This window comes from Bradyrhizobium sp. MI1.7, from assembly GCF_055811795.1.
The window spans coordinates 111,263-133,604 of record NZ_JBVVPO010000005.1 but is presented as its reverse complement, the minus strand read 5'-3'; the positions used below and the strand labels follow the sequence as shown (position 1 = coordinate 133,604).

Annotated in this window: 26 protein-coding genes and 1 pseudogene; 13 read left to right on the top strand and 14 right to left on the bottom strand. The window is 64.8% G+C overall.

Annotated features, from left to right (window positions below; genetic code table 11):
* Positions 1-30: 30 nt before the first annotated feature.
* The 5 genes from AC0L3X_RS07950 to AC0L3X_RS07930 form a co-directional block, all read right to left on the bottom strand.
* The gene (locus AC0L3X_RS07950; RefSeq protein ID WP_063981392.1) at positions 31-636 is read right to left on the bottom strand and encodes a K(+)-transporting ATPase subunit C; all 606 of its coding nucleotides are present in this window, start codon (positions 634-636) and stop codon (positions 31-33) included.
* Positions 637-693: 57 nt separating this feature from the next.
* Complete coding sequence (kdpB, locus tag AC0L3X_RS07945; RefSeq protein WP_063981391.1) at positions 694-2,808, bottom strand: potassium-transporting ATPase subunit KdpB; 2,115 nt, start codon at positions 2,806-2,808, stop codon at positions 694-696.
* 18 nt (positions 2,809-2,826) lie between these two features.
* A complete protein-coding gene (gene kdpA, locus AC0L3X_RS07940) occupies positions 2,827-4,530 on the bottom strand; it encodes a potassium-transporting ATPase subunit KdpA (protein ID WP_063981390.1) in 1,704 nt (567 codons plus the stop codon).
* A gap of 112 nt (positions 4,531-4,642) precedes the next feature.
* A complete protein-coding gene (locus AC0L3X_RS07935; protein ID WP_041953522.1) occupies positions 4,643-4,732 on the bottom strand; it encodes a K(+)-transporting ATPase subunit F in 90 nt (29 codons plus the stop codon).
* 11 nt (positions 4,733-4,743) lie between these two features.
* Positions 4,744-4,968 (bottom strand): hypothetical protein, encoded by a 225-nt coding sequence (locus tag AC0L3X_RS07930; protein ID WP_187387946.1) that lies wholly within the window; start codon positions 4,966-4,968, stop codon positions 4,744-4,746.
* A gap of 380 nt (positions 4,969-5,348) precedes the next feature.
* On the opposite strand from AC0L3X_RS07930, the gene AC0L3X_RS07925 reads away from it, so the two are divergent.
* From AC0L3X_RS07925 to dapA, 4 genes are all read left to right on the top strand, one after another.
* Entirely contained in the window at positions 5,349-5,816 is a 468-nt protein-coding gene (locus tag AC0L3X_RS07925; RefSeq protein ID WP_063981389.1) for a hypothetical protein, read from the top strand.
* Between the two features lie 20 nt (positions 5,817-5,836).
* Positions 5,837-6,115 (top strand): hypothetical protein, encoded by a 279-nt coding sequence (locus tag AC0L3X_RS07920; RefSeq protein WP_081369150.1) that lies wholly within the window; start codon positions 5,837-5,839, stop codon positions 6,113-6,115.
* A gap of 133 nt (positions 6,116-6,248) precedes the next feature.
* On the top strand, positions 6,249-6,503 hold the full coding sequence (locus tag AC0L3X_RS07915; RefSeq protein WP_063981387.1) for a hypothetical protein: 255 nt from the start codon (positions 6,249-6,251) through the stop codon (positions 6,501-6,503).
* Positions 6,504-6,521: 18 nt separating this feature from the next.
* Complete coding sequence (dapA, locus tag AC0L3X_RS07910) at positions 6,522-7,439, top strand: 4-hydroxy-tetrahydrodipicolinate synthase (RefSeq protein ID WP_063981386.1); 918 nt, start codon at positions 6,522-6,524, stop codon at positions 7,437-7,439.
* Between the two features lie 36 nt (positions 7,440-7,475).
* Here the strand turns inward: dapA and AC0L3X_RS07905 are convergent, their stop codons facing one another.
* Positions 7,476-7,769: a hypothetical protein gene (locus AC0L3X_RS07905; RefSeq protein WP_187387945.1), complete on the bottom strand. Its 294-nt coding sequence runs from the start codon at positions 7,767-7,769 to the stop codon at positions 7,476-7,478.
* Positions 7,770-7,970: 201 nt separating this feature from the next.
* On the opposite strand from AC0L3X_RS07905, the gene AC0L3X_RS07900 reads away from it, so the two are divergent.
* The 5 genes from AC0L3X_RS07900 (at position 7,971) to AC0L3X_RS07880 (ending at position 11,196) form a co-directional block, all read left to right on the top strand.
* The gene (locus AC0L3X_RS07900; protein WP_063981384.1) at positions 7,971-8,162 is read left to right on the top strand and encodes a hypothetical protein; all 192 of its coding nucleotides are present in this window, start codon (positions 7,971-7,973) and stop codon (positions 8,160-8,162) included.
* Between the two features lie 17 nt (positions 8,163-8,179).
* Positions 8,180-8,578, top strand: coding sequence for a hypothetical protein (locus AC0L3X_RS07895; protein WP_063981383.1), 399 nt, complete (start codon positions 8,180-8,182; stop codon positions 8,576-8,578).
* Between the two features lie 90 nt (positions 8,579-8,668).
* Positions 8,669-8,797, top strand: coding sequence for a hypothetical protein (locus tag AC0L3X_RS07890; RefSeq protein ID WP_256376468.1), 129 nt, complete (start codon positions 8,669-8,671; stop codon positions 8,795-8,797).
* Between the two features lie 158 nt (positions 8,798-8,955).
* Positions 8,956-9,591, top strand: coding sequence for a uracil phosphoribosyltransferase (gene upp, locus AC0L3X_RS07885; protein WP_063981382.1), 636 nt, complete (start codon positions 8,956-8,958; stop codon positions 9,589-9,591).
* Between the two features lie 33 nt (positions 9,592-9,624).
* Entirely contained in the window at positions 9,625-11,196 is a 1,572-nt protein-coding gene (locus tag AC0L3X_RS07880; RefSeq protein WP_063981381.1) for an AMP-binding protein, read from the top strand.
* 23 nt (positions 11,197-11,219) lie between these two features.
* Here AC0L3X_RS07880 and AC0L3X_RS07875 read toward each other — a convergent pair whose 3' ends face one another.
* Genes AC0L3X_RS07875 through AC0L3X_RS07855 form a run of 5 tightly spaced genes read right to left on the bottom strand, consistent with a single transcriptional unit; the run spans position 11,220 to position 16,612 of the window.
* Positions 11,220-12,452, bottom strand: a complete 1,233-nt coding sequence (locus AC0L3X_RS07875) for an acetyl-CoA hydrolase/transferase family protein (RefSeq protein ID WP_473316350.1) — start codon at positions 12,450-12,452, stop codon at positions 11,220-11,222.
* A 31-nt stretch (positions 12,453-12,483) separates the two neighbouring features.
* On the bottom strand, positions 12,484-13,650 hold the full coding sequence (locus AC0L3X_RS07870; RefSeq protein ID WP_063981379.1) for an acyl-CoA dehydrogenase family protein: 1,167 nt from the start codon (positions 13,648-13,650) through the stop codon (positions 12,484-12,486).
* A 36-nt stretch (positions 13,651-13,686) separates the two neighbouring features.
* Positions 13,687-14,976 carry a TRAP transporter large permease gene (locus AC0L3X_RS07865; RefSeq protein ID WP_063981378.1) on the bottom strand — a complete coding sequence of 430 codons (1,290 nt, stop codon included), beginning with the start codon at positions 14,974-14,976 and terminating at the stop codon, positions 13,687-13,689.
* 12 nt (positions 14,977-14,988) lie between these two features.
* Positions 14,989-15,543 (bottom strand): TRAP transporter small permease, encoded by a 555-nt coding sequence (locus tag AC0L3X_RS07860; protein WP_187387944.1) that lies wholly within the window; start codon positions 15,541-15,543, stop codon positions 14,989-14,991.
* Between the two features lie 40 nt (positions 15,544-15,583).
* Entirely contained in the window at positions 15,584-16,612 is a 1,029-nt protein-coding gene (locus AC0L3X_RS07855) for a TRAP transporter substrate-binding protein (protein WP_283017524.1), read from the bottom strand.
* 225 nt (positions 16,613-16,837) lie between these two features.
* Between AC0L3X_RS07855 and AC0L3X_RS07850 the strand changes: the two genes are divergently transcribed.
* From AC0L3X_RS07850 to AC0L3X_RS07835, 4 genes and pseudogenes are all read left to right on the top strand, one after another.
* Positions 16,838-18,040, top strand: coding sequence for a CaiB/BaiF CoA transferase family protein (locus tag AC0L3X_RS07850; RefSeq protein ID WP_063981376.1), 1,203 nt, complete (start codon positions 16,838-16,840; stop codon positions 18,038-18,040).
* 30 nt (positions 18,041-18,070) lie between these two features.
* Positions 18,071-18,538, top strand: a pseudogene (locus AC0L3X_RS07845) (MaoC family dehydratase); the annotation flags it as partial.
* Complete coding sequence (locus tag AC0L3X_RS07840; RefSeq protein WP_063986125.1) at positions 18,538-19,389, top strand: HpcH/HpaI aldolase/citrate lyase family protein; 852 nt, start codon at positions 18,538-18,540, stop codon at positions 19,387-19,389. The pseudogene AC0L3X_RS07845 and the gene AC0L3X_RS07840, both read left to right, overlap by 1 nt.
* A 17-nt stretch (positions 19,390-19,406) precedes the next feature.
* Positions 19,407-20,150, top strand: coding sequence for an IclR family transcriptional regulator (locus tag AC0L3X_RS07835; RefSeq protein WP_063981375.1), 744 nt, complete (start codon positions 19,407-19,409; stop codon positions 20,148-20,150).
* Between the two features lie 10 nt (positions 20,151-20,160).
* On the opposite strand, the gene AC0L3X_RS07830 is transcribed toward AC0L3X_RS07835, so the two are convergent.
* From AC0L3X_RS07830 to AC0L3X_RS07820, 3 genes are all read right to left on the bottom strand, one after another.
* Positions 20,161-20,577 carry a hypothetical protein gene (locus AC0L3X_RS07830; protein WP_084794986.1) on the bottom strand — a complete coding sequence of 139 codons (417 nt, stop codon included), beginning with the start codon at positions 20,575-20,577 and terminating at the stop codon, positions 20,161-20,163.
* A 152-nt stretch (positions 20,578-20,729) separates the two neighbouring features.
* The gene (locus tag AC0L3X_RS07825) at positions 20,730-21,512 is read right to left on the bottom strand and encodes a transporter substrate-binding domain-containing protein (protein WP_063981374.1); all 783 of its coding nucleotides are present in this window, start codon (positions 21,510-21,512) and stop codon (positions 20,730-20,732) included.
* A gap of 38 nt (positions 21,513-21,550) precedes the next feature.
* Positions 21,551-22,342, bottom strand: coding sequence for a fumarylacetoacetate hydrolase family protein (locus AC0L3X_RS07820; protein WP_063981373.1), 792 nt, complete (start codon positions 22,340-22,342; stop codon positions 21,551-21,553).

Here is a 22,342-nt window from a genome sequence, read left to right as displayed (position 1 = left end):
TAATCATCCGCCCACCCGCAGCCTAGACCGCTACTTCGCGGTGGCGCGATCGAGCGCGAGGTTCAGTGCCAGAACGTTAACCCGCGGTTCGCCAATCAGGCCGAGCAAACGGCCCTGGGTGTTGGAGGCCACGAGCTGCTTGACCTGATCGTCCGGCAGATTCCGCGCCTTCGCCACCCGCGGCACCTGAAATTCAGCCGCTTCCGGCGAGATGTCCGGGTCGAGGCCGCTGGCCGAGGTGGTGACCAGGTCGACCGGCACGGCGGCGTTCGGATTTTCAGCCTTCAACTTGTCCACATCCTCCTTGAGCCGGTCGGCCAGCGCCTTGCTGGTCGGGCCAAGGTTGGAGCCGCCCGAGTTGGCCGCGTTGTAGGGCGCCGACACCGTCTTGGTCGAATCATTCGGGTCCGGCGCCAAAGTCGCCGAGAGGCGGCCGTGGAAATATTTGTCCTCCTTGAACTCCTGCCCGATCAGGGCGGAGCCGATCACCTTGCCGTCCCGCTCGATCAGGCTGCCCTGCGCCTGCGAGGGGAAGATCGCACCGGCAATAGCGGTCATTGCGAGCGGATAGGCCAGGCCGGTGATGGCGGTGAGCACCAGCAGCAGGACGATGGCGGGGCGAATTTCTCTGAGCATGTTAGGTCTCCAAATCTTTCGTCATTGCGCGGGGCGCGGTGCGCCCCGCGACGACGATCAAGCCAGATGCAAGGCGGTGACGACGAGGTCGATCGCCTTGATGCCGATGAAGGGAATCACGATGCCGCCGAGGCCGTAGATCAGGAGGTTGCGCCTCAGCAATGCGCCGGCACCGACCGCGCGATAGGCGACGCCCTTCAGCGCCAGCGGGATCAGCGCGATGATGACCAGCGCGTTGAAGATGATCGCCGACAGGATGGCGCTCTGCGGGCTCGACAGGTTCATGACGTTGAGCACGTTGAGCTGCGGGTAGAACGCCAGGAACATCGCCGGGATGATCGCAAAATACTTTGCGACGTCGTTGGCGATCGAGAACGTCGTCAGCGCGCCGCGCGTCATCAGCAGCTGCTTGCCGATCTCGACCACCTCGATCAGCTTGGTCGGGTTGGAATCGAGGTCGACCATGTTGCCGGCCTCGCGGGCGGCCTGGGTGCCGGTGTTCATGGCGACGCCGACGTCGGCTTGGGCGAGCGCGGGCGCGTCGTTGGTGCCGTCGCCGCACATGGCGACCAGCTTGCCCTTGGCCTGCTCGTCGCGGATCAGCTTCAGCTTGTCCTCGGGCGTTGCTTGCGCGAGGAAGTCATCGACGCCCGCCTCCGCCGCGATCGCAGCGGCCGTCATCGGGTTGTCGCCGGTGATCATGATGGTGCGGATGCCCATGCGGCGCAGTTCTGCGAAGCGCTCGCGGATGCCGCCCTTGACGATGTCCTTGAGCTGGATGACGCCGAGCAGCTTGCCGTCCTTGGCGACCGCAAGCGGTGTTCCGCCCGCTTTCGAGATCTCATCGGCGATGGTCTGGACTTCACGGCCGACGTCGGAAAGCACCGCAGGCTGAATGGCGCGCGCGGTGTTGCCGGAGGCAACGGCCAGCGGCGCACCGCCGCCGACATAGTTGAGCATGGCATCGACCGCGCCCTTGCGCACCGACGAGCCGCCGGCATCGACACCGCTCATGCGGGTTTGTGCCGTGAACGGAATGAAGGTGGCGCCAAGCTCGGCCATGTCCCGGCTGCGAATGGAATACTTCTCCTTCGCCAGCACGACGATGGAGCGGCCTTCCGGCGTCTCGTCGGCGAGCGAGGCGAGCTGCGCCGCATCGGCGAGCTCCTGCTCGGTGACGCCGCGAACCGGGCGGAACGCGGTGGCCTGACGGTTGCCGAGCGTGATCGTACCGGTCTTGTCGAGCAGCAGCGTATCGACGTCACCGGCAGCCTCGACCGCGCGGCCGGACATCGCCAGCACGTTGAAGCGGACCAGGCGGTCCATGCCAGCGATACCGATCGCCGATAGCAGCGCGCCGATCGTGGTCGGGATCAGCGTCACGAACAGTGCGACCAGCACGACCACCGAGATCGAGCCGCCGGCATAAGCCGCATAGCTCGGAATGGTGACGGTGGCGAACACGAAGATGATGGTGAGGCCGGCGAGCAGGATGTTGAGCGCGATCTCGTTCGGCGTCTTCTGCCGCTCGGCGCCCTCGACCAGCTTGATCATGCGGTCGATGAAGGTCGAGCCTTGCGCGGCCGTAATGCGGACGCGGATCCAGTCGGACTGCACCTGCGTGCCGCCGGTCACCGCCGACCGGTCGCCGCCGGACTCGCGGATCACGGGCGCGGACTCGCCAGTGATGGCGGCTTCGTTGACGGAAGCGACGCCTTCGATCACCTCGCCGTCGGAGGGGATGGTGTCCCCGGCCTCGACCAGCACGATATCGCCGACCTTCAGGCTGGTGCCCGGCACCAGCGTGAAGGCCTGGCCCGCGCCGCTCAGGAGCTTGGCCTGGCTCTCGGTGCGGGTCTTGCGCAACGATTCGGCCTGTGCCTTGCCGCGGCCTTCGGCCACCGCTTCGGCGAAATTGGCGAACAGCACCGTGAACCAGAGCCAGAGGATGATCTGGAAGGTGAAGCCGAGATTCTCGCCGCCGGTGACGAGGTCGCGCAGAAAGATCACCGTGGTGAGCGCGGCCACGATCTCGACCACGAACATCACGGGGTTCTTGATCATCAGCCGCGGGTCGAGCTTGGTGAAGGACGCGCTGATCGCGGGCAGAACGATCTTGGGATCGAGCATTGCCGACATCGGGGCACGTTTTTGCAGTTTCATCGTATCCATGGAGGTCACTCCAAACAATCAGAAGACGTTGCCGGCGTTCATCGCGAGTTGCTCGACGATCGGGCCGAGCGCGAGTGCCGGGAAGAAGGTCAGGCCGCCGATGATCAGGATCACGCCCACGACGAGGCCGACGAACAGCCCGCCTGTAGTCGGGAACGTGCCCGCCGACGGCGGGATCGACTTCTTGGCGGCCAGCGAGCCCGCAATCGCCATCGCCGGAACGATCATGAAGAACCGGCCGACGAACATCGCGGATGCGAGCGTGAGGTTGTAGAACAACGTGTTGCCGGTGAGGCCCGCGAAGGCCGAGCCGTTGTTGCCGGTCGCCGAGGTGAAGGCGTAGAGCACCTCGGTGAAGCCATGCGGGCCGGCATTCGCCATGGAGGCGACCGCCGCCGGATAGACCACGCCGACCGCGGTCCAGCCGAGATACATCAGCGGCAGCACCAGGATCGCGAGCATCGCCATCTTGACTTCGCGCGCCTCGATCTTCTTGCCGACATATTCCGGTGTGCGGCCGACCATCAGGCCGGCGACGAAGATCGCGAGCACGACGAACAGCAGCATGCCATAGAGGCCGGCGCCGACGCCGCCGATGATGACTTCGCCGAGCTGCATGTTGATCAGCGGGATCATGCCGCCGAGCGCGGTGAAGCTGTCATGCATGGCGTTGACCGCGCCGCACGAGGCGGCCGTGGTCACCACGGCGAACAGCGAGGATGCGACGATGCCGAAGCGGACTTCCTTGCCCTCCATGTTGCCGCCGGTCAGGCCGAGTGCATGCATCATCGAGGTGCCGTTGGCTTCCGCCCAGTAGGTGATGGAGACACCGGCGATGAACAGCACGCCCATCACCGCGAAGATCGCCCAGCCCTGGCGCTGGTTGCCGACCATGCGGCCGAACACATTGGTCATGGCCGCGCCGATCAGGAAGATCGAGAGCATCTGCACGAAGTTCGACAGCGCCGTCGGGTTCTCGAAGGGATGGGCGGCGTTGGCATTGAAGAAGCCGCCGCCATTGGTCCCGAGCATCTTGATCGCGACCTGCGAGGCCACCGGGCCGACCGCGATGGTCTGCTTGGCGCCTTCGAGCGTCGTGGCCTCGACGTAAGCACCGAGCGTCTGCGGCATGCCCTGCCAGACCAGGAACAGCGTGTAGACGACGCAGATCGGCAGCAGCACGTAAAGTGTCGTGCGGGTGACGTCGACCCAGAAATTACCGACCGTGCGCATCGAGGCGCGCGAGAATCCGCGGATCATGGCCACCGCGAGCGCGATGCCGGTCGCCGCCGACAGGAAATTCTGGTGCGTCAGGCCGAGCATCTGCACGAGATAGGATACCGTGCTCTCGCCGCCGTAATTCTGCCAGTTGGTATTGGTGATGAAGGAAATCGCGGTGTTGAAGGAGAGATCCTGGGCGACAGCGCCCTGCCCGGCCGGGTTGAACGGCAACACCGCCTGAAGCCGCATCACGCCGTAGATGATCAGGAAGCCGCCGACATGAAACAGCAGCATCGAGACCGTGTAGGTCAGCCAATGCTGCTCGCGCCTCTCTTCGACGCCAGAAAACCAATAAATGCCGGCCTCGATCGGCCGCAGCACCGGCGACAGGAACGTCCGCTCGCCGTTGAACACAGCCGTCATGTACCCGCCGAGCGGTTTTGTCAGCGCGACGATAATCGCGCAAAAGAGAATGATCTGGAGCCAACCGATCATAGTCATGGCATCAACCCTTTAGGACGTTTGTCCTGCGCAGGAGCGGCAGGATCAGGGCAAGCAGGCACGCGACGAGCGCGGCGTCCGCGAGCAGCAATTCGAGAAGCAGCAGCACGGGTCAGAACCGCTCGGGCCGCAGCAGTGCGTAAGTGAGGTAGAACAGGAGACCGAGCGAGACGACGGCGGCGAGCGAATAATCGAAGGTCATGGTCCGCTCCCTCACAGCCGTTCGCAGGCGTAGGTGTAGCCGATCGCAAGCGCGAAGAAGCCAAAGCCCAGCGCCAGCACCAGAATGTCCATCATGGGAATGCTCCTCGTTGCGGCTTTATGTCGGACGCAACCGTTTCTCAGGCGTCCGGCGAGCGCGTGGAACGAAGGAAATGCAAAGCATTTCCACGGCACCAGCCGGGACTTTTGACCGTGTTGAAGTGCCACCACCGGCATAGGTTTTCGAGATGAGGCCTATGGCGAAGTTATATGAATTCTATAAGTGCCGACGCGTCGTGGCTGTTCGCCATGTGGCACCGACACTGTATTCCGGACGGTCGTTCCGAGCAGGCAGCGCAGCGACACAAGCCACCGTTGCTTTCACTACCGTTGTTAAGGCAGGCCATGGCCAGGGTCTTTTCAAAAAGCCCTGCTTCTATAAGCCTCGACCTTCGGCGGCGACGGCGGCCGGGGATCTGTCGCTCTTATCCGGAAGATTCCGTGCACTTATGAAATCCTTATATCGCCCGTCCCGCCCCCATCTCGTTTTCAAATGCGCTTCCAGCCATCTTGGAGAGGCCGGCCGACTGACCGACGCCAATTCCAGGAGGCCTGACATGACCGCCGTTCTCCGACGCCTTGCCCCACCTTCCCTCAACCAGCAGCTTCGCGCGGCACCGGCAATGACGCGTCCGCTGATGCTCGACATCATCGATCAGGCCTGCCGGCGCTTCCCGTCGCGCGGGCGGAGCGAGCGCAGCGCGCATATCACGCGCCTGGTCGACGCCGAGGCCTGGACCGACGCCGCGCTGGCGCTGATCGAGCTCGAGCTGCCGATGTGGCAGGTCCGCCGCATCGCCTATGACGAGGGCGAGTGGCATTGCGCGCTGTCGCGCGAGCGCGAATTGCCGGACTGGCTCGACGCCGCTGTCGAAGCCCGGCATGCCGATCTCGCGCTGGCGTTGCTGTCGGCCTTCATCGAGGTACAGGCATTGGCCGTGGAGGTATCGCGGCCGAGCGTTCCCACCGTGCGCGCCGCCCCGGACCCGCTCTATCAGCCGGTCGCTTGCGAGAATTTCAGCTAGGCCAAGCGGAGGTTCGCGCCTTGCCGCAATCTTCAGACATGTCGCGGGGCCTCAGCCCGACGCGGTTGATCGCGCGCTTTGCCGTCCGCATCGCACTGCTCGTCGCCTTTGCAGCCTTCGGCAGCGTCGGCTTTGCACGCAGCCTCTCCGCCCTGCTCTGGATGTCGATCATCCTGTGCGCCCTCGCCGGCCTCGTCAGGCGCGAGCCGCTGTTCGGTGCCGTCCTCAATCATTGGGACGAGGGCGTTGCCTTCGGCGCCCTGTTCGCGCTGGTTCAGGTCGTCAACGAGCTGGCCTGAACATCGGGCTTTATGACCTTCCTATGAGATCGTCGCGCAGCCTCACTCGAAATCATATTCGCTTGAAAAGATATTGATCGGGTGGTCGCGGGACACGCACCCGCCGCCCGCGTCAATCGGACGGAATACGAAAGTGAAACTCGTCGAACCTCCCTCGTGCAGCTCTCCCTCGACCATCGTCTTCATCGGCCGCAACCACAGGGGACAGTGGGTCGCCCAGCAGCAGAACGGCCTCTACGGTGGCCTGTTCGTCAACCGCGCCCAGGCCATCAAATATGCGCTGTTCGAAAACGGACAGCACCCCGAGACCATCATCGAGCTGCCACGCGAGATCGAGCTCGACATGGGCAGCAGGCCCGATGCCGCCGCTCCCAAGCGCGCCGCCTGAGCTTCTCGGCAAAAAACCATGTTCATCCCACCCTCCGCCTGGTTCACCGGGTTCATACCGGACCTGCCGACGCCGTTCGATTCGGCCGACGCGATCGACCTGAAGGCGTTCGTCGCGCTCTGCGAGCGTCAGATCGCGGCCGGCGTACCCGCACTGGTGGTGTGTGAGACCGCCGGCGAGGCACCGACGCTCTCGCCGGCCGAGCAGGCGCTGATCATTCGCACCGCGGTCGATGTCGCGCGTGGCCGCGTGCGGATCATTGCCGGCGCCGTGTCGAATTCAACGAGCCACGCCATCGAACTCGCGCGGCGCGCGGAGGCGGCCGGCGCCGATGCCGTGATGTCGGTGGTGCCCGCCTACAACAAGCCGATGCAGGAAGGAATGCTCGCGCACTTCCGCGCCATTGCCGGCTCGATCGGCCTGCCCGTGATCCTGCACGACGCACCCTCCCGCACGCTGCGGCCGCTCGCCGACGAGACGCTTCTGCGTCTCGTCGAATCGCGCCAGTTCGTGGGCTTGCGCGATGCGAGTGGCGACATTACCCGTCCGATGCGCCTGTCCCACCGCCTGCCCGCCGGCTTTCGCTGTCTATCCGGCGACGACACCACCGCCTTCGGCTTCATCGCGGACGGCGGCGATGGCGCGATCTCGGAGATTGCCAACGTCGCGCCGGATCTCTGCCGCACGATTTTTTCACATGTCAGGCAGGGCCGGCTGCAATCCGCCCGGTACCTGCACAGGCGCCTGATCCCCTTGATCGCCTGCCTCGGGAAGGAGAGCCCGGCCGCACTTAAATGTGCACTCGGCGTGCTTGGCCTGATGTCGCCCGCCACAAGGCTTCCGATCGTTCCGCTGGACGCAGCCGCGCAGAGGGAAGTGGTACGCGCATTCGCCGCGATCGCCGACGAGGAGCTGATCGACCGCGTCGGCGCCTGAGGCGTCGCACGGCATCCGGGTATCCCCATGCGGCAATCAATCGAAGGGCCTCACAGGCTGCTCCGCGCCTGGCAGCTCACGCTGCTGCGATTTGCCGTGACGCTCGATGAGTCCGACAGGCTTAATGTCGCCGCGCTCGCGGCGGAGCTCGATCATCTGGGCGGCGGCGCCACGGACTCCCTCCACTTCTTTCGGCGGACCAGCTCGCAACTCTGTGCGGCCATCAGCGGGCAGCGGCAGAGTGTGGAAGCGACGCTGGAATGCTTCTGCAAGCAGATCGAGGAACCGCGGCTGCGGAACGCCTTTGCCGCAGCGATCGGGATGACGCATTCGGATCCTGCGCCGTCTCAGGCCCGGCCGAAGCGGAACCCCGGTCTCTTCAGAGGGCTGCCGGCGCGACGGTCGGCATCCTTATAGCATTCCTATACTGGTGCCTCGGCGCTCATCTCGCAATCCTACGCAACGATGGACATCATAGGAGGCAGATTGCGGCGGCCTCGGCCGCCGCCATGCTGACGAAGGAATGCAGACATGTCGATGCTGACACATGGCGTTGAGCGCTCCCTTGGCTGGGCCGAACGCCCCGCACGGATCTCGCCGGAGCGCAAGGCGCAGCTCAAGCGCATCGCGCTCAGCGCGCTGACCCTGCTCTCGATGGGCAGCGTGCTCGCAGCGCTGATCGCGCTGAAGACCGCGATCTATGTCTGGCACCTCCACGCCTGACGGCATGGGAGACCATCATGACCTTGCAGATGTGTGAGGAAGCCGCGATGACCGCGATCGCCCTTCAAGCCACGCGCCGCCAGCCCGAGCGACCGACAATGGCCGCGTCCGCGGCGTGCCTTGGACCGATCGACCCGGATGTCATAAGCACCGCCATCCCCGCCTTCTTCATCGGGCGCAACAGCGCCGGCCTCTGGGTCGCGCGGGAGGCGCATGGACGCATCGGCGGTCTCTTCCTGTTCAAGAGCTCAGCGGTCGATTTCGCCAACCGGCAGAGTGGCCTCGCAAGATGCGCGCTGGTGTTTCCCGCCGAGACCTTCGAGCTCGATATCGAGAACCGCGGCAATCCGCTGATTGCGCTGGCGGAGGGCGCGAGGCGGCTCCTGGCCCGCGCGGCGGCAAGGCTGCGGACATGATTGAGCTCAAGATCGCCATCCTGGTTGCGGTGATGGGGGCATTGCTGCTCGGCATGCGCATCGGCGCCGCGCCTGCCACGGACAAGTAGCATGCAGCTCCTCAAGGGAAATCTGGAGCAGGCGGTCACGACGACGATCCTGACCATGACGCTGAGCCTGATCTGGGGCGCGATCCTGACAATCGTGATCACGCTCGTGGCACGCGGGCTGGGAGTTTAGAATCCGGCACATCGATGGACCGTGAATTGACCATGGCTGCCTACGAGGCCAGCAGCCGGGTGCGCAGCGCCGTCGCGATGCCCGCCTGAGGCCGCGTATCCCCGCGAAAAGATCTGGCCGATCTGGCGCAATTTCACGGAACCGTGTAGATCGGTTTCATGAGCACAAGCAGCGTCAATGTCGTCGCCCACCCCCTGGTCCAGCACAAGCTCTCCCTCATGCGGGAGAAGGACCGCTCGACCAAGAGTTTTCGCGAGATCCTGAACGAGATCGGGATGCTGCTCGGCTACGAGGTGACGCGCGATCTGCCACTGGAGCTCGTCGAGATCGAGACGCCGATCTCCCCGATGCGGGCACCGAAGATCGCCGGCAAGAAGCTCACGCTGGCGCCGATCCTGCGCGCCGGCGTCGGCTTCCTCGACGGCATGCTGGCGCTGATGCCGTCGGCGCGCATCGCCCATATCGGGCTCTACCGCGACCCCGAGACATTGCAGGCCGTGGAATATTACTTCAAGGCGCCGCAGGACCTGTCCGACCGCACCGTGATCCTGATGGACCCGATGCTGGCGACCGGCAACTCGGCCTGCGCCGGCGCCTCCCTGCTCAAGGCGCGCGACGCCCGCGACATCCGCTTCGTCTGCCTTCTGGCCGCGCCCGAAGGCATCGCGCAGTTCCAGAGCGAGCATCCCGACGTGCCGATCTGGACCGCCGCGATCGACGAGCGGCTCAACGACCACGGCTACATCGTGCCGGGCCTGGGCGATGCCGGCGACCGGATGTTCGGCACCAAGTAGACAGGTCTGCGCGATCGGGTTAGTCCGGTTGCCATGAGCGTCAACCAATTCTCGCTTCAATCGCTGATCGGCACCGAAGGCGCCGAGCCCGCCTTCGTGTTTGACCGCAGGCCGGTCTCGCGCGCGGAATTCTCCGGGAAGGTCGAGCAGACCGCCGCATGGCTTGCCGCGCAAGGCATCGGCCAGGGCGACGTGGTCGCGGTCTGGCTGGTCAACCGGGTCGAATGGATCGCACTGCTGTTCGCCGCCGCCCGCTGCGGTGCGATCGTGGCCGCGGTCAATACCCGCTACCGCAGCGCGGAAGTCGGCCATCTGCTCAAGGTGTCCGGCGCCAGGCTGATGGTGGTCGAGGCCGCCTTCCGCTCGATCGATTTTTCCGCCATCCTCGCCGAGGTCAGCAGGGACGAAGTGCCTGCGCTGCAAAGGCTCGTGGTGGTCGGCGGGGATGCGATCCCCGCACACTGGCCCTGTGCGCACTTCGATGCGTTCGAGAAGTCCTATCCGCCAGCGCCGCCGGCGCAGGACGATGTCGATCTGCCGGTGCTGCTCTACACGACATCGGGCACGACCAAGGGGCCGAAGCTCGTCGCGCATTCGCAGCGGACGCTCGCCACGCACGCCGCCTCCGTCGCCAAGGCGCTAAAACTCGCGCCACAGCGCCATTCGCTGCTGGCCATGCTGCCGTTCTGCGGCACCTTCGGCATGACCAGCCTGCTCGGCTTCATCGCAGCCGGCGCGACCATCCATGTGCTCGATGCTTTCGAGGCGGCATCAGCGTCGAAGGTCCTTGGCGAACACAAGATCACGCACGCCTTCGGCTCCGACGAGATGTTCCGCCGCATCCTCGCGCTCGCCGATGCGCCACGGCCATTCCCGCATCTCGAAGTCTGCGGCTTCGCCGCGTTCCAGCCCGGCTGGCGTGAGCTCGCCGCGGAGGCCGAGGCGCGCGGCATGCCGCTGTTCGGCCTCTACGGCTCGAGCGAGGTGCAGGCGCTGTTCTCGATCGCCCGCCCCGGTGATGCCTTCGCCGATCGCATCGAAGGCGGCGGCTGGCCGATGTCTCCCGGCGCGAAGGTGCGCGTGCGCGATACCGAGACCGGGGAGCTGGCGGCGCAAGGCATCTCCGGCGAGATCGAGATCAGCGCGCCCTCGTGCTTCCTCGGCTATTTCAACAACCCGGATGCGACGCGCGATGCGATCACTGCCGACGGCTTCTTCCGCACCGGCGACATCGGCCGCCTGCGCGGCGACGGCGCCTTCGTCTACGAGACCCGCGCGGGCGATGCGATGCGGCTCGGCGGCTTCCTGGTTGCGCCGGGCGAGATCGAGGACGAGCTCAAAGCCTGCACGGGGGTTGCCGACGCCCAGGCTGTCGCGATCGATCTTAGGGGTCAGGCGCGCTGCGTCGCCTTTGTGATCCCGGCCAAGGAGCCGCCGCAGCAGGAGATGCTGGTGGCGCGCCTGCGCGAGCGGCTCGCCGGCTACAAGGTGCCGGCCCGAATCTATATCGTCGACGCTTTCCCCGTCACCGACAGCGCCAACGGTGTGAAAATCCAGCGCGCCCGGCTTCGCGCCATGGCAATGGAACGGATCGCCGCCGAATAGGCCGGCCTGTTTCAGATAGCTCGCTAGTGCGCGGCGCGAAGTTGTGCCGACAGCGCATCGCGGTGCCCGGGCGCCGCGATCGCGATCATGCGGCGCGCGCGCTCGGCAAGTCCGCAACCGCGCAGCTCCGCAACGCCCCATTCGGTCACGATGGCATCGACGTCGGCGCGCGGCGTCGTCACGGTCTCCACATTGACGACAATGCGGCTGGTCCCGTCGGACGCCGTCGCCGGCAGCGCGATGATCGCCCTGCCCCCGGGCGATGCATTGGCACCGCGCACGAAATCGAGCTGCCCGCCGATGGCGCCGATCGCGACGCCGTTCAGCGTCTCGGAATTGACGCTGCCGTCGAGCCCGACCTGGAGCGCCGAGTTGATCGCGACCAGCCGGCTGATCCGCGCCAGCACGTTCTGGCCGTGCGTGTACAACGTCGGTCGCACCGAAACAGCCTTGTTCTCGTGCACGAAGCGATAGAGCCGCTTCGTGCCGATCACCTGGTTCGTCACCGTGATCCCGGCATCGGTTCCCTTCTCCGCATTCGTCACCGCGCCGCGCTCGATCAGGTCGACGACGGCGTCGTTGATCAGGCCGGAATGGATGCCGAGATTGCGCGCATGCGACAGCGAAGACAGGATCGCATCCGGAATCCGGCCGACGCCGAACTGAAGCGTGCTGCCGTCGGCGATCAGGCTCGCCGCATGTGACGCGATTTTCCGTGAGACGTCATCAAGTGGCGCCGGCGGCAGTTCGACGGGCGGACGGCGAGCGGCGACCCGCAGATGGATCGGCGCGTCCGCAGGCCATTCCGCGCCAAACGTCCAGGGCGCATCCGGATTGATCTCGGCGATGACGATGCGCGCGCCCCGTGCGGCATCGATGACATAATCGTTGGAGAGGCTTGCGCTCAATCGACCATCGCCGGACTCGGCGAGTTGCACCAGCACCACATCCGCACGGTGGCGCCGTGAGGCGAAATCGGCGCAGAAGGCGCTGTAGTTGCTCGGGATCACGTCGAGCCGTCCCGCTTTCGCGAGCCGCCGCGCATTCCCGATCACACCATAGCTCTGGAACGAGATGTTGGGCGCGCACGCCGCGGAAAAGGTGTCGGAGAATATTGGACCGACCATCATGCGGAACGCCGGCAGATGCCCGGCTTGCGCGACCAGCGCTTCGGTCAGGGTGACCGGCTCAGCCGTTGCCTGCCCGCACACGACACGGTCGCCCTCCCGGATCAGGCCGGAGAAGTCGACTTCCATTGGCGTCCCCGCTAAGCGATCCGCGCGAAGACTAGTAAGACTTCGCCAGACCGAGCACCTTTTCCGCAATGAAGCTGAGCGCGAGCTGCGGGCTGACCGGTGCGATGCGCGGGATCAGGACTTCACGCAAATAGCGCTCGACGTGGAATTCCTTGGCATAGCCGAAGCCGCCATGGGTCATCACGGCCTGCTCGCAGGCATGGTATCCGGCTTCGCCTGCGAAATATTTCGCGGCGTTCGCACCAGCGCCGCTGGGCAAGCCCTTGTCGTACTGCCAGGCTGCCTGCATCACCATCAGCCAGGCCGCCTCGAGCTCGACCCAGTTCACCGCGAGCGGATGCTGGATGCCCTGGTTCTTGCCGATCGGCCGATTGAACACCACGCGCGTCTTGGCGTATTCGGTCGCGCGCGACAGCGCGAGCTTGCCGAGGCCGACGGCTTCGGCGGCGATCAGGATACGCTCGGGGTTCATGCCTTCGAGGATATACTGAAAGCCCTTGCCCTCTTCGCCGATGCGGTCCTCCATCGGGATCTCGAAATCCTCGAAGAACAGCTCGTTGGAATCGACGATCTTGCGACCCATCTTCTCGATCTCGTGGACCTTGATCTTCTTGCGATCGAAATCGGTGTAGAACAGGCTCAGCCCATGGGTTGGCGAGCGCACGTCCTCCAGCGGCGTGGTGCGCGCCAGCAGCAAGATCTTGTGCGCGACCTGCGCGGTGGAGATCCACACTTTCTGGCCGTTGACGATGTAGCGGTCGTTCTTGGCCACAGCACGCGTCTTGAGCTGCGTGGTGTTGAGGCCTGTGTTGGGCTCGGTGACGGCGAAGCACGCCTTCTCGCGGCCCTCGACCATCGGCGGCAGCATGCGCTTGCGCTGCTCTTCGGTGCCGAACACCACGACGGGGTTGAGCCCGAAGACGTTGATGTGCACCGCGGAGGCGCCGGACATGCCGGCGCCGGATTCCGCGATGGCGCGCATCATGATCGCGGCTTCGGTGATGCCGAGCCCGGAGCCGCCATATTCCTCCGGCACGCAGATGCCGAGCCAGCCGGCATCGGCCATTGCCTTGTGAAAGTCATGCGGGAAGCCGCCGTCGTGGTCCTTCTTCAGCCAATAGGCGTCGGGAAAGTCCTCGCAAACTTTTGCAACGGCGGCACGAATGGCTTCCTGCTGATCGGTGAGCGCGAAATCCATGTTCTTGATCTCCTTATTGGGAGCCGAGCTCCGATCCTAGCGCCCCATCTGCGAGGGCAGCCAGAGAATGATCGAGGGAAACGCCACCAGGATCGCGATTGCGATCAGGTGCGCGATGAAATGCGGGAAGGTACCGTGGAAGACTTCCGCCACCGGTCGCTTGGCATAGCGGGCGACGATAAAACAGTTCAGCCCGACCGGCGGCGTGATCATGCCGACCTCGGCGGTGACGATCTTGATGACGCCGAACCAGATCGGATCGAAGCCGAGCGTCTTGATCAGCGGCAGCACGATCGGCACGGTCAGCACCAGGATTGCGATCTGGTCCATGAACGAGCCGAGCACGATGTAGCCGCACAGGATCAGCGTGATGATCACCCAGCGCGAAGCGGGCAGGCTGCCGATCCAGGCGACGAGGTCCTGCGTGACATGGGTGAGCGTGAAGAAATAGCCGAAGATCGAGGCACCGACCAGGATCATGATGATCATGCAGGTGCCGTGGCAGGCGCGCAGCAGCGTCGCATAGAGCGATGACGGCGTGATCTTGCCCTTGACGATGGCGAGCAGGAAGGCGCCGAACGCACCGAAGGCGGAGGCTTCCGTCGGCGTCGCGACGCCGAGATAGATCGTGCCTGTCACGATCGAGAACAGCACCACCATCGGCGAGACCTGCCACAACAGCGCGAATTTCTCGCGCCACGGTACAGACTTCGCGGCCGGTGCGCGCGAAGGGTCCTGCCAGACCAGGAAATAGATCGTGGCCATGATGGTGAACGTCACCAGGATCGCCGGGATGATGCCGCTGATCAGGAGCTTGCCGATGTTCACCTCCGCCAGCAGGCCGAAGATGACGAGCGCAACGCTGGTCGGCAGCAGCATCGACAACGTGCCTGAGATCGCAACGACGCCGGCCGCCATCTTCGGCTCGTAGCCCTGGCGGATCATCGCCGGCAGGCTGGTCGAGGACAGCGTCGCGGCCGATGCCGTCGAGGTGCCGCAGATCGCACCGAAGCCGGCGCCTGCGAGCGCAGTTGCCATGCCGAGGCCACCGGGAATGCGGCCGACCCAGGCCGATGCCGTCTTGAACAGATCGTCCGCGACGCCCGACAGCAGCACGAGGTCTGCCATCAAGAGAAACATCGGAATGGTGATCAGCTCGTAGGCCGAGACGGTCGAGAGCGGCGCGGTCTGCAGGATGCCGAGCAGCGTGGGCCATCCGCCGACCATCACGAGGCCGACCGAGCCGGAAAAGGCCATGGCGAAACCGACGGGCGTGCCGAGCGCGAGCAGGCCGAATAGCAGGGCGAGAACGATGAAAGGGGTCATGAAGGCCTGCCGTTACTCGAAGCTGCGTGCTTCGCCGACGCCGGTCACCGGCGGCAGCGGATACAGATCGCGGCCGCTGACGAGGCTCAGCACGTTGCCGACGAGCTGCAGCGCGAGCCGCAGCACCAGCACGCCGCAGCCGAACGGCACGAGCGCCGCCGAAATCCAGGTCGGCCAGGGGATCGCGCCGGAGAGCACGTCGTGCTGCTCGTAATTCTCCAGCGCGCGCTCGAAGCCGACCTTGCAGATTAGGATGAACACGAACAAGCCGGCGAGCGCGGTGACGATCTCGGACAACCGCCGCCCCGTCAGCGAGAAGCGCGACAAGAGGATGTCCACGCCGACATGGACATGCTCACGCAAGGCGTCCGACAGCGTGAAGAAGAACACACCGGCGAGGAGGTAGAGTCCGATCAGATCATAGGTGAAGGAGAACGGACTGTTCAGCGCGTAACGCATGAACACGTCGGTCACCACCAGCAGCATGATCACGAACATGAACACCACCGCGATCACCGTCAGCGCGCGTTCCAGCGCGCCGAGCACATCTCCTGCCCGTTTGATCACCTCTAGCGTCTCCCTGTTGGATATCGGACTACCTGGCGCTTTACTTGGCGCCGCCCGCGGTGAGCAGATCGTCGAACTCCTTCAGCGCGGCAGACGCCTGCTTGCCGCGGCTGTCGAGCCCGCTCGCCCACTCCTTGCCGACGCCCTTGAGCTTGTCCTTGATCTCGGTGCGCGTCGCCTCTGGCAGCGGATCGAAGCTGATGCCTTCGTCCTGCATTTGCTTCTTGGTGACTTCGCCTTCCTTTTCGACGCCGGCGCAGGCTTGCGGCGTAATCGCCTCCGAAGCCTCGTTCATCGCCTTCTTCACGTCGTCGGGCAGCTTGTCCCAGACCGACTGGTTGATGGAATAGGCGACGATGAAGCTGCCGAAGCTGACGCCTTCGGTGGCGTGCTTGACCAGCTTGTCGAGGCCGTAGGAGACGACGCTGTCGAGCGGGAACAGCAGGCCGTCCATGGTGCCGCGCGACAGCGACTCATAGGCATCGGGCGCAGCCATGCGCACCGGCACGGCGCTGAGCGCACGCAGCGTCAGGTCCTGCGCGCCGCCCGTGGTGCGCAACTTCAGGCCCTGCATGTCCTTGGTGGTTTCCACCTTCGACTTGACGGTCCACACCTGGTAGGGCGGCAGCACTACGGCGAGCAGCAGCTTGATCTTGTTCGGCGCGTATTCCTGCTTGGCGAGAATGCCTTCACGCGCGATCTTCCAATAGGCGAGTGTGCCCTGGCAGCTGGTTGCGAACGCACCCGGCAATTGCGCGACTTCCGAGAGCGGCATCTTGTCGGAGACATAGGACGGTCCGATGTAGCCGATGTCGACCACGCCGGACTGCGTCAGACGCAACATGTCGGCGGCTTTGCCGATCTGCTGGTTCGGATAATAGGTGAAGGTCACCGTGCCATTGGTGCGCCTGGTGACGTCGTCCATCCAGGGCTTCAGCATCAGGCGGACGAGATAGTGACCGGCGGGGAAGCTATCGGCGACCTTCAGCTCCAGGGCCTGCGCCTGCAGCGTCGAGACCGGCAGCGAGAGAGCGAGCACTGCTGCGGCCCTGACCAGATTCTTCTTCATGTCGTTCTCCTTGACGCGTCCCCACGCCGAACGCGGCAGCGAATTGCTGCGGCGCCGTCCGGCCCTCGCTCTATTTCTTGCTTGAAAATGTACATATAGGTGAATTTATCTGTCAAGTATATGAACTATGCATGGAGCTATGCGTCGTAGACCGGAGCCGTCGAATTGACACGGCTACTTTATGAACTTTAACTCCACCTATATGAATTTATCCAACGAGGCCTCATGGGACCGCTCGCCGGCTTCACCATTCTCGACCTGACCTCGGTGCTGATGGGCCCCTACGGCACCCAGGTGCTGGCGGACATGGGCGCCGACGTGATCAAGGTCGAAAGCCCCGAGGGCGACATCGTTCGCCAGATCGGTCCCGGCCGCACGCCCGGCATGGGCGGGATGTTCCTCAATGCCAATCGCGGCAAGCGCAGCATCGTGCTCGACCTGAAGAAGACGGAAGGCCGCGACACCTTGCTGCGGCTGGCGAAGCAGGCCAACGCGCTCGTCTACAATGTGCGCCCGCAGGCGATGGCCCGGCTCGGCCTCGACTACGAGACGCTAGCCGCGATCAATCCCGCTCTCGTCTATGTCGGCGCGTTCGGCTACGGCCAGTCCGGCCCCTATGCCGCAAAGCCCGCCTATGACGATCTCATCCAGGGCGCCGCCACGATTCCGACGCTGCTTGCGGCGGCCGGCGACGGCACGCCGCGCTACGTTCCCGTCACCATCGCCGACCGCATCGTCGGCCTGATGCTGGTCAATGCGATCATGGGCGGGCTGATGCATCAGAGCCGCACCGGCGAAGGCCAGCGCATCGACGTTCCGATGTTCGAATCGATGACGGAGTTCGTGCTGGTCGATCATCTGGGCGGCCTCACCTACGATCCGCCGCTCGATCATGGCGGCTATGCCCGCCTGCTCTCGCGCTATCGCCGCCCCTACAAGACCAGCGACGGTTATCTCTGTGTCCTCATCTACAACGACAAGCACTGGCGCAGCTTCTTCGAGGCGATCGGACAGCCGCATTTCCTCGATCAGCCGCGCTTCGCCAACCATGCGTCGCGGACGAAGCACATCGACGAGATCTACGAGGAGATCGGCCACATCTTCCTCACACGCACCACCGCAGAATGGCGCGATCTGCTCGAGCGCGCCGACATTCCGGTGATGCCGATGCACACCCTGGAAACGATCCTCGACGATCCGCATCTCCAAGCCGTCGACTTCTTCAGGACCGTCGATCATCCCGTCGAAGGCCGGATTCGCCAGATGCGCGTGCCCTCCACCTGGAGCGTGACCCAGCCGGAAGCCGCCGGCCCCGCACCGACGCTCGGCCAGCATGGCCGCGACATTTTGCGCGAGGCCGGCTTCTCGACCGAGGAGATCGAGCAGCTCGCAGAGCAAAAAGCAGTTCACCTGGCCGCGCCGCCCTAACGGCAGCGCTGGCCAGAATCGCAGCGATACAGGGAGGAAACCGCGATGGCCGGACTTTATTTCGAGGACTTTTCCGTGGGCCAGGAGTTCAGGCATCCGCTGACCCGGACCGTCACGGAGATGGACAACACCATGTTCAGCCTGCTGACGCTCAACCCGCAGCCGCTGCATATCGACGCGCATTTCGCTGAAAAGACCGAGTTCGGCCAGCGCATTTTCAACAGCCTTTACACCCTCGGCATCATGATCGGCATGACGGTCTATGATACGACCATGGGGACCACCGTTGCCAATCTCGGCATGACCGACGTCACGTTCCCAAAACCGGTCTTCCATGGCGACACCTTGCGGGCGACGACGAAGGTGCTTTCGTTGAGGGAATCCAAATCGCGCCCGAGAGCGGGTATCGTCGAGTTCGAGCACCACGCCTTGAACCAGAACGACGAGATCGTCGGCAAATGCCGCCGCATGGCGATGATGCACAAGAGGCCGGTCTGATGCGTTCGATGCTATTCGTGCCGGGGGATTCCCCGCGCAAATTCGAGAAGGCGAGCGAAGGCAAGGCCGACGCGCTGATCATCGATCTCGAGGATTCCGTCGTCACGGAGAAGAAGCCGGAAGCGCGCGGGCTGACGCTTGCGATGCTGAAGGGCCGCCCCGGCCCGCATCAGCTCTATGTCCGCGTCAACGCGCTCGACACCGACCTGACGCTCGCCGATCTCGCCGCGGTCATGCCCGGCAAGCCCGACGGCATCGTGCTGCCGAAATCGCAAGGCGGCGATGACGTGCGCCAGGTTGCAACCTGGCTCGAAGCCTTGGAAGCCGCGGCCGGCATCACGGTCGGCGCGACCCGCATCGTCTGTGTCGCGACGGAGACGGCCAGCTCGATCTTCGGGCTTGGCAGCTACAAGGGCTGCTCCCCTCGCCTCGCCGGATTGATGTGGGGTGCGGAGGATCTCTCGGCCTCGCTCGGCGCCACCGAGAAAGCCTCGGGCGGCGTGTTCCACAGCCCCTATCGGCTCGCGCGCGATCTCTGCCTGATGGCGGCGGCCGCGGCCGAAGTCGCGCCGATCGACACCGTCTATACCGACATCGACAACCTCGCCGGCCTCGAGCAGGAAACGCGGGCGGCGCGGCGCGACGGCTTTTCGGCGAAGGCGCTGATCCATCCGAAACATGTCGACGTCGTCAACGCGGCATTCGAGCCGACCGAGGCTGAGCGCACCTGGGCGGAAAAAGTGATCGCGGCATTCGCGAGCAATCCGAACTCCGGCACGCTGCGGCTCGACGGCCAGATGATCGACAAGCCGCATCTTCGCGCCGCGAAGAAGATCCTCGGCCAGACCTAGATCGGAACGCCGCCACCATGATCGTTCGCCAAGCCGCAAACGTCCTGGAGATCATGGAATTCTTCGCGCAAACGAGGAAGCCGGCGACGCTTGCCGAGATCGCCGATCATTTCGGCTGGCCGCGCTCGTCGACCTTCAACCTGCTCGCGACGCTGTCCGAGAAGGGCTACCTCTATGAACCGCGGCCGCGCGCCGGATTCTATCCGACGCCGCGCTGGCTGGCGATGGCACGGATGATCTCCGAGGTCGAGCCGCTGCCGCCGTGGACGCATCAGCTGATCGCAGATCTCTCCGCCGAGACGGGCGAGACCGCATCGATCGTGGCGCCGGCCGGCGTGATGGCGGTGTTCATCGACGTCGTCGAATCCCAGGCCGCGATCCGCTATTTCGCGACCATCGGCCACCGCGTGCCGATCCACGCCACCGCCAGCGGCCGCGCCCTGCTGCTGCAATATTCGCAGGAAGAGCGCGACTCCGTCTATCGCAAGATCGAGTTCAAGCAATACGGGCCCTCGACGCCGATCAGCATCGAGGCGGTCGAGATCGAGCTGCGCAATTCGATCGCGCGCGGCTATTGCCAGAGCTTCGCCGATTACAGCCGCGACCTCGCCGGCGCGGCGATCCCGCTGCCGATCGGTGACCGCCGGCTCTCGGTCGTCGTCGCAGGGCCGGAATTTCGCATTGGTCCAAAAGTGCCGGAGGTGGCCGCGCTGATCGCACGGACCGTCGACCGGCTGCGGCCGAAGACGACCGCGGCCTAAAGCCGGAGCCTCATTCGAGTCCCTGAACGGGCGGGGTCGAAGTCTCCGCCGGCGGAGCCGGGGCAGCTTGAACTGGCTGCACCGGGGGCGTGGCTTGAGCCGGCGGATTGCTGGCAGCTCTGATCTGGCCGTTGGCATTCATCGCCTCACGCGCGCGCGGCGGAGCGCCGGTCGCGGCTGCGCGGTACGCCTCGCGGCGTGGCGGCTGCTGGTGTCTTGCCGACCGCGAACCTCTCACGCCCCATGACCTCGCGATTGAAGGACCGGCGGTATAGCCAATCACTGCACCCGCGACCGCACCGACCGGACCGAGCACGACGGCCCCGGACACGGCGCCTATCGCCGCAGCACCAGCGCGCTCCTGCGCAACGGCGCTCGCAGGCACGCCAGCCAGCAGCACGACCGCAGTGATCAAAACTTTCTTCATCGGAGCGCCTCCCTCTCGGGAGATCACTCTTACTCAAATATGGCCGCACGAGGTTTGTTCGTTGCCCAACACGGGGCAATGGCCGATGGAACTCCGGCAATTCAAAGACCCCCGCCACCAGTCGCGGTTCCAGCGGACGCAGTTCGGCGCAACTACGGCGCGATCTTGTCGCTGGTAAATCCATTACCATCGAGCGCACGACGCACGGTCCCGTCTACCTTGGCTTCATCCAGGAAGCGCGCCGCCCAGGCCTTCGCCACGGCCTTGCCCTTGGGAACGACCACGACCACGCCGGTCGATTGAATAACTTCGTCCAGCACCTTGGTTCCGGGCAGCTTTCGCGAAAGGTCTTCCAGAGCTCCCATGCCCATCGCCAGAGCATCGAGCTGCCCCTTGCCGATCAATTCGGCCGCCTCTTCCGGCTTCACGAACTTTGTCAGCTTCGCCTGCATCAGCGATTTCTCGACCGTACGTGACGTCGATGTCCCTTCGATGCAGCCGACCCGCATGCCGGCGCGATCGACATCCGCAACGATCAGGATGTCCGAACCGGCCCGCACGAGATAGCCGCTCATATAGGCGACGTAAGCAGGCCCCTGGTCCACGAACGCCTCGCGCTTGACGTCCGCCGGCATGAAGGAGAGATCCCAGACGTCCTTGCTGCCGGCCGCGGCGATCTCGTCGGAGCTCTGATATTCGACGAGCTGGAGCGGAACGTGCAGCTTGTCAGCGGCGGCCCTGGCGAGCTCGACCGTGACGCCGCGCGGCTTTCCGGTCGAAGGATCGCGCGTGGTCCAGAAGGCCGACGCGGCCGGGCCGACGGCCACCGCTACGCGGAGCGCTCCCGTCGGCGCGATGTCCACGGGGCCTTCGGCCTTTGCAACGGTGATCGCAAAGGCCAGACTCAACGTGGCGATCACAGCATGCCGCAACATGAGCACCTCCCGACGCGATACTTGGCTGCAGGGATCGGTTAAACGATCTTGATCGACATATCAGGCAGGCCCTCGAGCTTGCACAGCAGCACGTCGCCCTTCACCACCGGGCCGACATTCTCTGGCGTGCCGGAATAGATGATGTCGCCAGCTTTCAGCTCGAACGCTTCGGAGAGCTTTGCGATCTGCTCGGCAACGCTCCAGATCATCTTGCTGAGATCCGAGTTCTGTTTCACCGTGCCATTGATCGCCAGCGAAATGGCGCCCTTCTCGAAATGGCCGGTCTTGCTGGCCGGATGGATCGGCCCGATCACCGCGGCGTGGTCAAAGCTCTTGCCGATCTCCCAGGGCTTCTTTTCCGCGGCCATGCCGTTCTGGAGATCGCGCCGGGTCATGTCGAGGCCGAGCGCGTAGCCATAGACGTGATCGAGCGCCTTGTCGGCCGGGATGTTGGTGCCTCCCGATTTCAGCGCGGCGACCAGTTCGACCTCGTGATGATAGTTCTTGGTCAGCGACGGATAGGGATGGTCGGCGACCTCGCCCACCGCAACGTTCTGGATAGCATCCGTCGGCTTCTGGAAGAAGAACGGCGGCTCGCGGTTCGGATCCGAGCCCCGCTCGATCGCGTGCGCGGCATAGTTGCGGCCGATGCAGTAGATGCGGCGGACCTGGAACACCTGGGTCTCGCCGACGATCGGGATCGCGACCATCGGCACCGGGAAGATCGGCTTGGGTGCGGCCTGCGCCGCAGCCGGCGCCGCCTCAGTAAGGCCTGCCGCTGTCATCGCGGCCGCGGCAGTGAGCACGCTGCGTCGCGTGGTTTTTGTCAT

What these genes read in the sequence shown, in the direction of transcription:
- AC0L3X_RS07950 (WP_063981392.1), bottom strand. Translation starts at nt 636, where the DNA reads ATGCTCAGAGAAATTCGCCCCGCCATCGTCCTGCTGCTGGTGCTCACC.
- kdpB (WP_063981391.1), bottom strand. Translation starts at nt 2,808, where the DNA reads ATGGATACGATGAAACTGCAAAAACGTGCCCCGATGTCGGCAATGCTC.
- kdpA (WP_063981390.1), bottom strand. Translation starts at nt 4,530, where the DNA reads ATGACTATGATCGGTTGGCTCCAGATCATTCTCTTTTGCGCGATTATC.
- AC0L3X_RS07935 (WP_041953522.1), bottom strand. Translation starts at nt 4,732, where the DNA reads ATGACCTTCGATTATTCGCTCGCCGCCGTCGTCTCGCTCGGTCTCCTG.
- AC0L3X_RS07930 (WP_187387946.1), bottom strand. Translation starts at nt 4,968, where the DNA reads ATGCCGGTGGTGGCACTTCAACACGGTCAAAAGTCCCGGCTGGTGCCG.
- AC0L3X_RS07925 (WP_063981389.1), top strand. Translation starts at nt 5,349, where the DNA reads ATGACCGCCGTTCTCCGACGCCTTGCCCCACCTTCCCTCAACCAGCAG.
- dapA (WP_063981386.1), top strand. Translation starts at nt 6,522, where the DNA reads ATGTTCATCCCACCCTCCGCCTGGTTCACCGGGTTCATACCGGACCTG.
- AC0L3X_RS07905 (WP_187387945.1), bottom strand. Translation starts at nt 7,769, where the DNA reads ATGCGTCATCCCGATCGCTGCGGCAAAGGCGTTCCGCAGCCGCGGTTC.
- AC0L3X_RS07900 (WP_063981384.1), top strand. Translation starts at nt 7,971, where the DNA reads ATGTCGATGCTGACACATGGCGTTGAGCGCTCCCTTGGCTGGGCCGAA.
- AC0L3X_RS07895 (WP_063981383.1), top strand. Translation starts at nt 8,180, where the DNA reads ATGACCTTGCAGATGTGTGAGGAAGCCGCGATGACCGCGATCGCCCTT.
- AC0L3X_RS07890 (WP_256376468.1), top strand. Translation starts at nt 8,669, where the DNA reads ATGCAGCTCCTCAAGGGAAATCTGGAGCAGGCGGTCACGACGACGATC.
- upp (WP_063981382.1), top strand. Translation starts at nt 8,956, where the DNA reads ATGAGCACAAGCAGCGTCAATGTCGTCGCCCACCCCCTGGTCCAGCAC.
- AC0L3X_RS07880 (WP_063981381.1), top strand. Translation starts at nt 9,625, where the DNA reads ATGAGCGTCAACCAATTCTCGCTTCAATCGCTGATCGGCACCGAAGGC.
- AC0L3X_RS07875 (WP_473316350.1), bottom strand. Translation starts at nt 12,452, where the DNA reads ATGGAAGTCGACTTCTCCGGCCTGATCCGGGAGGGCGACCGTGTCGTG.
- AC0L3X_RS07870 (WP_063981379.1), bottom strand. Translation starts at nt 13,650, where the DNA reads ATGGATTTCGCGCTCACCGATCAGCAGGAAGCCATTCGTGCCGCCGTT.
- AC0L3X_RS07865 (WP_063981378.1), bottom strand. Translation starts at nt 14,976, where the DNA reads ATGACCCCTTTCATCGTTCTCGCCCTGCTATTCGGCCTGCTCGCGCTC.
- AC0L3X_RS07855 (WP_283017524.1), bottom strand. Translation starts at nt 16,612, where the DNA reads ATGAAGAAGAATCTGGTCAGGGCCGCAGCAGTGCTCGCTCTCTCGCTG.
- AC0L3X_RS07850 (WP_063981376.1), top strand. Translation starts at nt 16,838, where the DNA reads ATGGGACCGCTCGCCGGCTTCACCATTCTCGACCTGACCTCGGTGCTG.
- AC0L3X_RS07840 (WP_063986125.1), top strand. Translation starts at nt 18,538, where the DNA reads ATGCGTTCGATGCTATTCGTGCCGGGGGATTCCCCGCGCAAATTCGAG.
- AC0L3X_RS07835 (WP_063981375.1), top strand. Translation starts at nt 19,407, where the DNA reads ATGATCGTTCGCCAAGCCGCAAACGTCCTGGAGATCATGGAATTCTTC.
- AC0L3X_RS07830 (WP_084794986.1), bottom strand. Translation starts at nt 20,577, where the DNA reads ATGAAGAAAGTTTTGATCACTGCGGTCGTGCTGCTGGCTGGCGTGCCT.
- AC0L3X_RS07825 (WP_063981374.1), bottom strand. Translation starts at nt 21,512, where the DNA reads ATGTTGCGGCATGCTGTGATCGCCACGTTGAGTCTGGCCTTTGCGATC.
- AC0L3X_RS07820 (WP_063981373.1), bottom strand. Translation starts at nt 22,342, where the DNA reads ATGACAAAAACCACGCGACGCAGCGTGCTCACTGCCGCGGCCGCGATG.